Source organism: Ancylobacter sp. SL191 (genome assembly GCF_026625645.1).
GTDB lineage: Bacteria > Pseudomonadota > Alphaproteobacteria > Rhizobiales > Xanthobacteraceae > Ancylobacter.
In genome coordinates this window covers 2,475,565-2,488,142 of the sequence record NZ_CP113056.1, presented here as the reverse complement: position 1 = coordinate 2,488,142, position 12,578 = coordinate 2,475,565, and the positions used below count along the sequence as shown (strand labels likewise).

Annotated in this window: 11 protein-coding genes; 5 read left to right on the top strand and 6 right to left on the bottom strand. The window is 68.3% G+C overall.

All coding sequences use genetic code 11. The features are described from left to right. Positions 1-70: 70 nt before the first annotated feature. The 5 genes from OU996_RS11240 to OU996_RS11220 form a co-directional block, all read right to left on the bottom strand. A complete protein-coding gene (locus OU996_RS11240; protein WP_267581690.1) occupies positions 71-811 on the bottom strand; it encodes an ABC transporter ATP-binding protein in 741 nt (246 codons plus the stop codon). 126 nt (positions 812-937) lie between these two features. Then, positions 938-2,173, bottom strand: a complete 1,236-nt coding sequence (locus tag OU996_RS11235; protein WP_267581689.1) for an ABC transporter substrate-binding protein — start codon at positions 2,171-2,173, stop codon at positions 938-940. A gap of 39 nt (positions 2,174-2,212) precedes the next feature. Further along, positions 2,213-2,992, bottom strand: coding sequence for an ABC transporter ATP-binding protein (locus OU996_RS11230; RefSeq protein ID WP_267581688.1), 780 nt, complete (start codon positions 2,990-2,992; stop codon positions 2,213-2,215). Next, complete coding sequence (locus OU996_RS11225; RefSeq protein ID WP_267581687.1) at positions 2,985-3,968, bottom strand: branched-chain amino acid ABC transporter permease; 984 nt, start codon at positions 3,966-3,968, stop codon at positions 2,985-2,987. Before OU996_RS11225 ends, OU996_RS11230 begins: the two co-directional genes overlap by 8 nt. Before the next feature lie 12 nt (positions 3,969-3,980). Beyond that, complete coding sequence (locus OU996_RS11220; protein ID WP_267581686.1) at positions 3,981-4,850, bottom strand: branched-chain amino acid ABC transporter permease; 870 nt, start codon at positions 4,848-4,850, stop codon at positions 3,981-3,983. Positions 4,851-5,284: 434 nt separating this feature from the next. Here OU996_RS11220 and OU996_RS11215 point away from each other — a divergent pair, with 434 nt between their 5' ends. The 4 genes from OU996_RS11215 to OU996_RS11200 are packed head-to-tail and all read left to right on the top strand — an operon-like array spanning position 5,285 to position 11,327. Continuing rightward, positions 5,285-6,172 carry an FAD binding domain-containing protein gene (locus tag OU996_RS11215; RefSeq protein WP_267581685.1) on the top strand — a complete coding sequence of 296 codons (888 nt, stop codon included), beginning with the start codon at positions 5,285-5,287 and terminating at the stop codon, positions 6,170-6,172. Next, a complete protein-coding gene (locus OU996_RS11210) occupies positions 6,169-8,526 on the top strand; it encodes a xanthine dehydrogenase family protein molybdopterin-binding subunit (RefSeq protein ID WP_267581684.1) in 2,358 nt (785 codons plus the stop codon). Before OU996_RS11215 ends, OU996_RS11210 begins: the two co-directional genes overlap by 4 nt. Beyond that, positions 8,519-9,040 (top strand): (2Fe-2S)-binding protein, encoded by a 522-nt coding sequence (locus tag OU996_RS11205; RefSeq protein WP_267581683.1) that lies wholly within the window; start codon positions 8,519-8,521, stop codon positions 9,038-9,040. Before OU996_RS11210 ends, OU996_RS11205 begins: the two co-directional genes overlap by 8 nt. A gap of 1 nt (position 9,041) precedes the next feature. After that, a complete protein-coding gene (locus tag OU996_RS11200; RefSeq protein ID WP_267581682.1) occupies positions 9,042-11,327 on the top strand; it encodes a xanthine dehydrogenase family protein molybdopterin-binding subunit in 2,286 nt (761 codons plus the stop codon). A gap of 43 nt (positions 11,328-11,370) precedes the next feature. Here the strand turns inward: OU996_RS11200 and OU996_RS11195 are convergent, their stop codons facing one another. After that, positions 11,371-11,973 (bottom strand): helix-turn-helix domain-containing protein, encoded by a 603-nt coding sequence (locus tag OU996_RS11195; protein WP_267581681.1) that lies wholly within the window; start codon positions 11,971-11,973, stop codon positions 11,371-11,373. 164 nt (positions 11,974-12,137) lie between these two features. On the opposite strand from OU996_RS11195, the gene OU996_RS11190 reads away from it, so the two are divergent. Next, positions 12,138-12,575, top strand: a complete 438-nt coding sequence (locus OU996_RS11190; RefSeq protein WP_267581680.1) for a hypothetical protein — start codon at positions 12,138-12,140, stop codon at positions 12,573-12,575. Positions 12,576-12,578: the final 3 nt, after the last annotated feature.

Genomic DNA, 12,578 nt, shown 5'->3' with positions numbered 1-12,578 from the left:
TGATCGATCGACGCGCGCCCGTGTCCGGTTCTTGATCACCCGGCCCGGATCACCGCGCCCCCTCTGGACGTCAGACCCCGAGGAAGAGTTCGCGGAAGTTCGGCGCCTCGAGAATCTCGCGCGCGGGGCAGCTCATGCGCAGCGTGCCGCCATCGAGGACGCAGGCCCAATGAGCGAGGGCGAGCACCTCGCGCGGGTTCTCCTCGACGATCCAGATGACCGTGCGCCCGCTCGCGCTGATGGCGCGGATACCGGCGGAGACTTCCTTGATCAGGCTTGGCGAGAGGCCGGATGTCGGCTCGTCGAGAATGACGAGATCCGGCTCCGCGATCAGCGCCGAGCCGATGGCCAGCATCTGGCGCTCACCGCCGGACAGATAGCCGCCCTTCTGGCCGGCCCGTTCGCGCAGGCGCGGAAAGCGCTCGAACACGCCCTCCACCGCACGCGCCGGCGAACCGCGCGTCAGCAGGTTGCAGGAGAGCTCAAGGTTCTCCCGCACCGTCAGATTGACGAAGACATTGCCCGTTTGCGGCACATAGCCGACTCCGCGCGCGGCGATGGCCTGGGTTTCCAGCCCATCAATGCGGGCGCCCTTGAAGTGCACCTCGCCGCCGAAGATATCGACGCCCTTCATCAGCGCCTTGGCGAAGGTCGACTTGCCCGCGCCATTGGGGCCGATGATGGCGACCATGGCTCCGGGGGCTATGTCGAGCGACAGCCCGTGCAGCACCGGCAGCTTTCCGTAGCCGGCGCTGAGGGCCTTGACGCTGAGAATGGGCGCGGCAGCGTTGGGACTCGCAGGGGGACTCATGGATCGCCTCCGTGGGGCGAGGGATCGGCAGCGCGAGGTGGGCAGCGTGGAACCGGCGGGCTCAGACCGCCGGTTCCACAGCCCGACAGCGGCCGGGCGCGGGAGGGGCCCCGCGCGGGGGCCGCGTCAGTTGGTGGGATAGCTCGACGTGTCGACGGTCTTCAGCGTCACCCACGCGCCCTTGTCGTTCACCTGCAGAAGGCGGGCGGCGGGGACGGCGACATTGCCGGTGGGGCTGAAGTCGAGCGGGCCGGACGCCCCTTCATAATCGATGTCCTCGCCGGCCTTCAGCGCGGCCACGCCCTCGGCATAGCTGTAGACCTTCTTGCCGCCGCGGGAGACGTCGATCAGCTTTGCGTCGATCGCCGCGCCGCTGGCATCGCCCGCCGCCTGCGCCGCCAGAGCCGCGAGGATGACGGCGTCATAGGTCTCCGCCTGGTAGAAGCCGGACTGCGGCTTTTCGCCGAACCGCTTCTCATAGGCCGCGGAAAAGCGCTCCCAGCCCGGCGCGCCCTCAACCTGGCTGCTGACGGGGTTGATGGCGCCCTTGGCCACCTCGACGCCGGCCGCCTTGACGAAATCGTCGCTCTGCAGCTCGGCCGTCACCCAATATTTCCACTCATAGGCGCGCTGATAGGCCTGCTTGGTGAAGTTGACGCCGGTGGTCTGGCCGACGGCGAGGAACACCAGCTTGGGCTTGGCGCTGGCCACTTCCTTGATCTCGTTGAGATAGCTCGACTGGCCCGGCGCCAGCACGACCTTCTTGACGATCGTGCCGCCCATCTTCTCGTAATTGCGGATGAAGGTGTTGGCGCCCGACAGCGTGCCCTCGGTGTTCTCCACCACCACGACCACCTCCTTCTGCTTCATCTCGTCGAGAATGAGCTTGGCGTGGACGATGCCGAGGAAGGTGTCGGAGGCGTTGGTACGGTAGATGAACTTGCCGGTGCCGCCGGCGGTGTCGAGGGCCTCGGTGCCGGCCGAGGAGGAGATGATCGGCACCTTGTTGTCCTTGGCGAAGCCGGTCAGGGCCATGATCGGATCGGATTCCGGGCCGATGATCGCCGTCACCTTGTCGACGCTCACCAGTTTCTGCGCGCCGCGCACGCCGCCGGCGGCGGTGGAGGCATTGTCTTCGGAGATCAGCTTCAGCGGCTGGCCGAGCACGCCGCCGGAGGCGTTGATCTCTTCCACCGCGAGCACGGCGGCGTTGTTGAGCGCGGGCGCCCAGGGCGCCATGTCGCCGGAGAAGCCGACCATGAGGCCGAACTTCACGTCCTGCGCCAGGGCAATGGAGGCGCCACCCCACACCACATAGGGGATGGCGGCGAGGATGAGGGCACGCTTGAAGGCCTTGATCATGCAACTGTCCCTTATCTGGAAGGAAGATGGATCGCCCGGCTAGTGCCGGGTCTGTTCTGGAGGGGGGCCGATATAGAGCTCGAGCACCTTCGGGTTCTCGATCACGTCGCGCGTCGGCCCCTGCGCGATCACGCGGCCATCCGCCATGGCGTAGACGTCGTCACAGACATCGCAGACGAAGCGCAGATTGTGGTCGACCAGCAGGAAGCTGACGCCCTGGAGGCGCAGCGCCTTGATGCGCTCGGCGAGGCTTTCCATCAGCGCCGGGTTGATGCCGGCGGCCGGCTCGTCAAGCAGCATGAGACGCGGGCGTGCCATCATGGCCCGCGCGAATTCCAGCATCTTCAGTTCGGGCGAGGACAGGTCGCGGCACCAGTGATCCCGCCGGTGGATGAGGCCGAAACTGGCAAGGATCTCCTCCGCCCGCTCCTGCGTCGCCCGGTCGAGGCGGCGGCCGCTGAGCAGCGACAGGCGCGCCGCGCGGTCGGCCTGCGAGAAGGCGAGCATGTTCTCCATCACCGTCAGCCGGGGGAAGCCGACCGCCGTCTGGAAGGTGCGCAGGAGTCCGCGCCCGGCGATGGCGTGCGGCGCGAGCGGGGTAATGTCCGCGCCGTCGAGCCGGATGATGCCGGCATTGGGCTTCAGAAAGCCGGAGACGATGTTGAACAGCGTCGTCTTGCCCGCGCCATTGGTGCCGATCAGGCCGGTGATCGAGCCCGGAGCGACCGAGAGCGAGACATCGTCGACGGCCCTCACCCCGCCAAAGGCGAGCTTGATGCCGGATACGTCGAGGAGGGGGAAAACGGCGGCATCAGACATGGCGCGACACCATGGATGACGGGGAAACCGTCGCCATGCCGGAGGGTGCCAGCGTCAGCGGGCGCTCGGGGATCAGACCATTGGGACGGAAGCGCAGGATGAGGATGAGCACCGCGCCGATCGCCACCGTGCGCAGCGAGGAGAGCGTCGCCGCCATCTCGCCGGACACCGAGACGAAGCGCAGCAGATCGTGCAGCAGGACGAAGATGAACCCGCCAAGCAGCGCGCCCCGCGTGCGGCCGATGCCGCCGATGATCAGCGCCGTCCAGACGAAGAAGGTGATGTCGTTGCCGAACTGGGCGGAGTTAACGATGGTGTTGTACCAGACGTAGAACACCCCGGCGACGGCGCTGAGCATGCCTGCAATGACATAGGCCCGCAGGTGGAAGCGGCGCGGATCGATGCCCGCCGTCACCGCGAGCGCCTCGTTCTCGCGCAGGGCGCGCAGGGTCCGTCCGAACGGGGCCTGCGAGAGGTGGGTGACCAGCAGGGCGACCAGAGCGAGACCCGCGAGGATCAGCGCCAGCAGGAGATAGGGATAGAGCTCCGGCGCCACCCAGCCCCGCAGCGGCTGGGCCAGCCCGTAAATGCCGGCGACCCCGTTCGTCAGCCAGTCCTCATTGGCATAGACCTGCCGGATGACCTCGGAGAAGGCCAGCGTGGTGATGAGGAAATATTCGCGCTTGAGCTTCAGCGTCAGCGCGCCGATGAGCGCCGCGCACAGGCACGCCATCGCCATGGCGGCAAGAATGCCGATCCAGATCGGCAGGCCGAGACCGAGCAGATAATGCTGGTAGGCCGCCGCCGGGCCGGCGGTGACCAGCACATAGCTGTAGGCGCCGATGCCGAAAAACGAGGCGATGCCGAGATCCCACAGCCCGCCGACGCCGGATTCGAGGTTCAGCGCCAGGCAGAGAATGGCGTAGATCGCGCCAAGGCTCAGCAGGCTGACCAGAAAGAGGATGAAGCCGCTCATGCTGTCCTCCGCTCAATGGATGCGGGTACGCCCGGCGCCCCAGAGCGCCTGCAACCCTCCGGGCTGCACCAGCAGCACCGCGATGATGAGAAGGAAGGCCAGCCCGGTGCGGTAGCTCGACGGCACCACGGTGAGACCGAGTTCGATGCCGAAGGCGAGGATCACCGAGGCGAGCATCACCCCGTAAATGCTGCCCAGCCCGCCCAGCACCGTGGTGGCTAGCACCATGACGGTGAGCTGCCAGCCCATCTGGATATGCAGCGAGCCGACGATGCCGAGCAGCACGCCGCCGAGCCCCGCCAGCATGGAGGCCACGAACCAGACGACGTCCGAGGTCCGGCGTGGATCGAAGCCGCGGGCCCGCGCCAGGCTTTCATTGTCGGAGACGGCGCGGATCGACGTGCCGGTCCAGGTGTAGGTCAGGAAGAGATGGACGGCGAGCGCCGAGAGCACGGCCAGAACCACGATGGCCATCTCGTAGACGGTCATGAACGGTTCGCCGCCGATCTGGATGGCGCGGGCCGGGGGCAGGTCGTAGCCGGTCATGCGGGTGCCGGCGATGGCGCCGACCAGCCCATAGATCACATAGGCGGCCCCGACCGAGGTGAACAGCAGCACCAGCGCGCCCTGCCGCTTCACCGGCTGGAACAGCACCCGGTTCATGACGACCCCGACAAAGCCGCAGATGACGGCGCTGCCCAGCGCCGCGACGGCGATCGGCAGGCCGAGCCGGTCGGCGCCGAGCGCGAGATAGGCACCGAGCAGCAGCATCTGGCCGTGGGCGATGTTGACAAAGCCATCAGTTTTCAACGTCATTGAAAAACCGATGGACGCCATCAGGAGAACGCTGGCCGAGATCGTGCCGAAGATGAGCGTATCCATCCTCCCGTCGCCTCCCGCTTGCCGCCGTCATTTCCAAAGGGAATGCGGTGAGCGTAGAGCGTTTTTTGATTACGTCAAAATTTTTATCACCTAAATGCCAATATTTTTAATCTGATCGATAATTGGGCAGCGACCGCCTCTCTCATTGGCGGCGGCGGGCTTCACCGGCTCAACGCGCCCGCGTGATGTTTCGCGGCTGTCTCCATTCGGGCTGTGTCCGGCAATTTACATCAACATGAAATGGCTTAGCGTGGTGAGGAGCCCTCCGCCATGAACCGGCGGGCGCTCGAAGCGGAGGATCCGGCGCATCTCACATGCTCAATTTTTCATATTGATAAAGTGATTCCAATCTCGTCAAAATATGCAAGCCTAGGTCGGGGCGGTGCTGCGCGGGTTTTCTGCCGCAGCGTCGCGGTCCTTGCAGAGTGGAGCTGATGAAGCCGTCACGTTTCCAATATCACCGCGCCACCGACGTGCCGCACGCCCTGGCGCTGCTGCGGGAACATGCGGGCGACACCAAGATCCTCGCCGGCGGCCAAAGCCTCGTCCCGGCGATGAACTTCCGCCTCGCCCGCCCCGGCGTGCTCATCGACATCAACGCGATCGAAGGTCTGGCGGGCGTCACCGGCTCCAGCGCGGCCGGCCTCACCATTGGCGCCCTGACCCGCCATGCGGCGTTCCACACCCCGGTCGAACCCGGTCCGGTCGGTGCGCTTCTGGCGCGGGTGGTGACCAATATCGCCCATTACCCGATCCGCCAGCGCGGCACCTTCGGCGGCAGCCTGTCCCACGCCGACCCGGCCTCCGAATGGTGCCTCACCGCCATGACGCTCGACGCGGTGATGGTGATCTGCGGCCCCTCCGGCGAACGGCGCGTGCCGGCGCCCGCGTTCTTCCGCGGCACCTTCACCACCGCCATCGGCGAGGAAGACCTGCTGCGCGCCATCGAGATTCCGCCCTATCCGGGCGACTGGCGCGGCGGCTTCTATGAGTTCTCACGGCGCAAGGGAGATTTCGCCCTCGCCATGGCGCTGGCGTTCCTGCGCCTGGAGGATGGACGCATCGCCGAGGCGCGGCTGGGCCTTGGCAGCGTTTCCGACCGCCCGATCCGGCTGACCGCCGGCGAGGCCATGCTCTGCGGCCGCGCCCCCGATGCCGCCCTGTTCCGGGAGGTGGCGGCGGATGCGCAGGGCCGGATCGAGCCTTCCGGCGACATCCACGCCTCCAGCGAGTACCGGCGCGACCTGGTGGGCACGGTGATCGAGCGCGCCCTCGCCCGTGCCTGCGGCCTGCCGGACCATGCGGGCGAGGCCGTGCGATGAGCTGGGTCGGCCGTTCGCTGCCCCGCACCGAGGATCCGAGCCTGCTGCGCGGCCTCGGCCGCTATGTCGCGGATTTCGCCCAAGGCGCGCTGTCGGTCACCTTCATCCGCAGCCCGGTGGCCGCCGGCGCGGTGAGCGCGATCGAGGTGCCGGAGGGACTGGGCGCCGATCACGCCGTCTTCACCGGTCGCGATCTGGCCGATGTCCTGCCCATATGCCCGGTTCTCAACCGGCCGGACTATGTCGCGGTCGGCCAGCCGGTGCTGCCGGTGGACCGCGTGCTGTTCACCGGGCAGGCCGTCGCCGTGGCGGTCGCGCCCTCGCCGGCGGAAGCCGAAGACCTCGCCGACCAGGTCTTCATCGACATTGAGCCCACCGAGCCGGTGATTGATGTCGATGCCGCCCTCGCCCCCGGCGCGCCCGTCGTGCACCCGGAGGCGCCGGCGAATGTGCTGGTGGAAGGGCGCCTCAAGACCCCCGGTTTCGATGCGGCGATGGCGGCGGCGGCCCATGTGGTCGAGCTCAATCTGCGCTCGCGCCGGCAGTCGGCGATGCCGCTGGAGACGCGCGGCGGCGTCGCCGATTACGATCCGGCGAGCGGGCGCGTGACGCTCCATGCCTCGGTGCAGATGCCGCACATGCTGCGCACCGGCATCGCCGACGCGCTGGGCATGCGCGAATGCGACCTGCGCGTCGTCGCGCCGGATGTCGGCGGCGGCTTCGGGCAGAAGATGTCGCTGTTTCCCGAATATATCGTGCTGGTCTGGCTCGCCCGCCGCCTGCGCCGCAAGGTGGCGTGGATCGAGGATCGCCGCGAGAACCTCATGGCCGCCGCGCACAGCCGGGACCAGGCCTTCACCGTGCGCGGCGCCTTTACCGACGAGGGCCGGCTGATCGCGCTGGAGGCGGATCTGCGCTCCAATGTCGGCGCCTATTCCTGCTACCCGGTGACCTGCGGCGTCGAGCCGCTGATGGCGTTCGGCGAGCTGCCCGGCCCCTATGACTTCGCCGAGTACAGCGCCCGCTCGCGCGGCGTCACCACCAATACCTGCATGATGGCGCCGTTCCGCGGCGTCGCCCGCCCCATGCTGACCTTCACCATGGAGCGGCTGATGGAGGTGGCGGCCAAGCGCATCGGCCTCGATCCGGTCGAGATCCGCCGCCGCAACCTGATTACCCGTTTTCCGCACCGCTCGCCGACCGGCGTCGTCTATGACGAGGCGTCCTATCTGGAGGCGATGGAGGCGGCGGTCGCCCATGTCGACCTGCCCGCCTTCCGCGCGCGTCAGGCGCAGGCACGGGCGCAGGGGCGCCATCTCGGCCTCGGCGTCGCCGTGTTCTCCGAGCGCACCGGCTACGGCACGCCGGTCTTCGCCGGCCGCGCCATGGGCATCGTTCCCGGCTTTGAAAGCGCCGACATGGCGATGGACCCCTCCGGCTATGTCGAGGTGCGGATCGGCGCCTCGCCGCATGGCCAGGGGCTGAAGACCAGCCTCGCCCAGCTCGTCGCCGACACGCTCGGGCTCAGCCCCGACCGGGTGCGCGTGATCGCCGGCGACACCGACGCGACGCCCTATGGCTGGGGCACCTTCGCCAGCCGCTCCATCGTGATCGCCGGCGGCGCGGTGAAGCTCGCGGGCGAGGATCTGGCCACGCAGCTGCGCAGCGTCGCGGCAACGCTGCTAGCGTGCGAGGCCGGGGACGTCGTGCTCGCCGACAATCACGCCCGCGCCGCCGGCACCAACACGGTGCTGCCGATGAGCGAGATCGCCCGCGCCGCCTATCACCAGAGCCCCCGTTTCGGCCTGAAGGGCGGGCTGAAGGGCACCGGCTTCTATGATCCCTCCGGCACCTTCTCCAATGCCTGCCACATCGCCGAGGTGGAGGTCGATATCGCGACCGGCGGGGTAAAGATCCTGCGCTTTGTCGTGGTCGAGGATGCCGGCGTGCTGGTCAATCCGATGATCGTCGACGGCCAGATTGCCGGTGGCGTCGCTCAGGGCATCGGCAACGCGCTGTTCGAGGAGGTGATCTATGACGAGGACGGCAACATCCTCACCGCCTCGCTCGCCGACTATCTCCCGCCCACCGCGCTGGAGATTCCCGACATCGAGATCGTCCATATGGTGACGCTGTCGCCGCAGACCGTGACCGGCGCCAAGGGCGTTGGCGAGGGCGGCACCATCGGCGCCCCGGCGGCGGTGCTGAACGCCGTCGCCGATGCGCTTTCCCCCTTCGACATCGCGATCAACGAAATGCCGCAGACCCCTCAGCGGCTGCGCGCGCTCATCCGCGCCGCGCAGAGCCGCGAGGCTGCCCCTGCCCCAGCACTGAGCGGAGCCGTCCATGCTTGACGCCACATCGCCCGCCCTCGCCGACACGCTCGCCTATGAACTGCGCGTCAATGGACGGAGCTTCCGCATCAACGCCGAGGCCCGGCGCAGCCTCGCCGATGTGCTGCGCGACAACTGCGGCCTCACCGGCACGCATCTGGGCTGCGAGCACGGCGTGTGCGGGGCCTGCACCGTGCTGGTGGATGGCAAGCCGGTCCGCGCCTGCCTGATGTTCGCCGTGCAGGCGACGGGCGTCGAGATCCGCACCGTCGAGGGTCTCGCCGATGGCGACACGCTGCATCCGCTGCAACAGGCGTTCTGGGAACATCACGGCCTGCAATGCGGCTTCTGCACGCCCGGCTTCCTCATGCTGGCCGCCGGCGCGCTGGCCGAGAAGCCGGACATGGACGATGAGGAGATGCGGGACGTGCTCTCCTCCAATCTCTGCCGCTGCACCGGCTACCAGAACATCATCAAGGCCGTGCGCGCCGCCGCCAACCAGATGCGCACCGCCCCCACGCCGGCCACGGTGTGACATGATCGGCCAACCGATCCCCCGGCTCGAAGACCGGCCGCTGCTGCGCGGCGAAGGGCGCTTCGCCGCCGATTTCAACGCGCCCGGTCAGCTCCATATGCGGGTGGTGCGCGCGCCCGTGGCCTTCGGGCGCCTCATCGCCATTGATACGGTGATGGCGCGGGCAATGGAGGGCGTGGTCGCCATCTGGACCGCCGAGGACATCGCCGACCTGCCGCAGATCGACTTCCGCATGACGCGCATCCAGGGGCTCGGCCCCTACCGTCAATGGGCGCTGGCGCGCGATTATGTGCGCTATGTCGGCGATCCCGTGGCGGTGGTGTTCGCGACCGACCCCTATCTGGCGGAGGACGCCGCCGACGCCGTGTTCTGCGACATCGAGGAGCTCGACGCGCATCTCGATCCGCTGGCCCCGCCCGTGCCGGTGCTGCCGCAGACGCAGCCGGAGCTGCTGAGCGAGCCGGCGGTGATCCGCAAGAGCTATGGCGATCTCGACGCCGCCTTTGCCGCCGCCGCGCGCGTGATCGAGCTGTCGGTGAAGGTCGGCCGCCATTCCGGCGTGCCGATGGAGACGCGCGGCGCGCTCGCCGTCTATGACGAGGACAGCGACCTCCTGACCATGTACGGCGCCGCCAAGGTGCCGCATTACAACCGCGACGCCATCGCCCGGATGCTCCAGCGCGATCCCGCGCGGGTGCGCCTCAGCGAGGGGCATGTCGGCGGCGGCTTCGGCATTCGCGGCGAGCTCTACCCGGAGGACGTGCTGGTCTGCGCCGCGGCGCTGCGGCTGCGTCGTCCGGTGAAATGGATCGAGGACCGGCGCGAGCACCTTCTCTGCGCCAACCACTCGCGCGACCAGAGCTACCGCCTGCGCGCGGCGGTGGACGGGCGGGGCTTCATCCTCGGCCTCGATGCGGAGTTCTTCACCGATCAGGGCGCCTATGTGCGCACCCATGGCGGCACCGTCACCGACCTCGCCGCCGGCCTGCTGCCTGGTCCCTATGTGATCCCGGCCTATCGCGTGGCCGGGCATATCCGCCTCACCAACAAGACGCCGTCGGGCACCTACCGGGCGCCCGGTCGCTATGAATCCACCTTCGCCCGCGAGCGCCTGATCGACCGCATCGCCGCCGAATTGGCGCTCGATCCGGTCGAGGTCCGGCGGGTCAATCTGGTGCCGGAGGCGGCGATGCCGTTCGACCGGGGCATCGAGGCGCTGGGCACCAAGGTGGTGCTGGATTCCGGCAAATATCACGACCTGCTCGACCGCCTGCTGGCCGCCGTCGACTATGATCGCCTGAAGGCCCGCATCGCCGCCCGCCGCGCGGCCGGCGAAGCCGTCGGCCTCGGCCTCGGCTTCTTCGTCGAGAAGAGCGGGCTCGGGCCGAAGGATCTCGCCCGCATCCATGTCACCGGCGACGGCCGGGTCGAGATCGTCACCGGTGTCGCCTCGGTGGGACAGGGCGTCGAGACCGTCCTGGCACAGATCGCCGGCGCGGTGCTGGGCTGCGCGCCCGGCGATGTCACCGTCATCCACGGCCAGACCGACCGGATTGAATACGGCCTCGGCGCCTTCGCCTCGCGCGTCACGGTGATGACCGGCTCGGCCGTGCATATCGCCGCCCACCAGCTGCGCGAGCGCGCGCTCGACGCGGCGGCGGGCCTGCTTCAGGCGCCGCGCGAGACCCTCGTCTTCGCCGCGGGCATGATCCGCGCCCCCAACGGAGCCAGCGCCACGCTGGCCGCGATCGCGGCGCATCTCGACGCGCAGGGACACTCCCTCGAAGGCGAAGGCGAATATGCCTCCAGCCACATGAACTACCCCTATGGCGTGCATTTCGCGCAGGTGCGCATCGACCGGGCGACGGCGGGCGTGACCATCGAGCGCTATGTCGTGGCCTATGATGTCGGCCGCGCGATCAACCCGATGCTGATCGAGGGGCAGATCGTCGGCGCCGCCGCGCAGGGCATTGGCGGCGCCCTGCTGGAGGAGTTCGTCTACGACCCCTATGGCCAGCCGCTGGCCACCAGCTTCGCCGATTATCTGATGCCGACCTGCCAGGAGGTGCCGGCGGTGGAGATGCTGCTGCGCGAGGATGCGCCGAGCCCGCTCAACCCGCTCGGCGTCAAGGGCGCCGGCGAAGGCGGCATCACCGCCGTGGGAGCGGCCATCGCCTCAGCCATCGATGACGCGCTGGGCCGGCCCGGCGCGGTCGACCGGCTGCCGGTCTCGCCCTCGCGCCTGCACGCCCTGCTGCGCGCCGCCGGGGCCGCCGGCCATGACTGAGGCGGAGCGCGCCGACCGCGCCGGCCATCACGCGGGAAACGCGCTAGTCGCGTTCCAGATTGAACCAGAGCGTGCGCACCTTGCGCGTGCCGTGGTTCCAGATCTTGTGAAGGCGGCGCGAGGAATAGGCGATGAGATCGCCGGCGACGACCTTGTGGCCGACCCCGTCGACCTCGACGGTCAGTTCGCCCTCAAGAATGAAGCCGTACTCGAAGCCCTCATGCGAGATCGGCCGCTCCGCGCTGCCGGTGTGCGGCTCATATTCGTTGAGCGCCACCGAGATGCCGCGGTCGCGGTCCTGCCGCAGCAGGCGCCGCACCACATGCTTGGCGGTCTCGACGATCGGCGCGTCGGCGGAATGGACGACGACACGGTCCTGCTTGGGCTCATCGGCCGCCATCAGGTCGGCCATGGTGATCTGCAGCGCATTGGCGATGACGATCAGCGAGCCGATCGAGGGCGAGGCGCGCCCGCGCTCCACGAGGCTGAGCATGGACGGGCTCACGCCCGACATCTGCGCCAGCGCCTGCAGGGTGATGCCGCGCGCCAGCCGCACCTCGCGGATGCGGTTGCCGATCGAGGCCAGCGTGCTGGCCGTGGTCTCGGCAACATCCTCGACCCCGACGGGTCCGGCATCTGCATCCATGATGGTCTCCTTCGCCCCTGACCACTTCCATATTTCAATTGTGTTCAAAAAAGTCGAGCCGCACCGTTGCCAGTTTGCATATATTTGACTACGTTAAACTCTATTCAATGAGATAAACATCTCCAGCGCGGGCATCACCCCGCTGTAGCAGAGATAGGGTTCCAATGGTCGCGAACGGGGATGCAGGCGAGGCGCTTCACGCTCACGATGCTGTCCGGGTGATCGACACCGCGCGCGAGGGAATGTCGCTCCCGATCATCGAGGGCGAGGGCTCCGCTCGTGCCGTGCTCTGGCCCGGCAATGGGGCGCGCTTCCGCAGCCTGCATCTGATCGACATCGGGGCGGGTGGCTCCACCCGCACCCTGACCCATGAGAATGACTGTGTCTACTACGTCATCGCCGGTGCGGGCGTGGTCGTCGATGTCGCCTCCGGCGCCGCCCAGCCGCTCGTCGAGGGCGCCATGGTCCATATCGATGCGGGCGACAGCTACCGTCTGGAGGGAGCGACGGACGGGATGCGCCTCGTGGGTGGCCCCTGCCCGCCCGATGCTGCGTTCTACGCCCTCGCCCAGGGCCGAGCCACCGCCGAGAACGAGGCCTGAGCC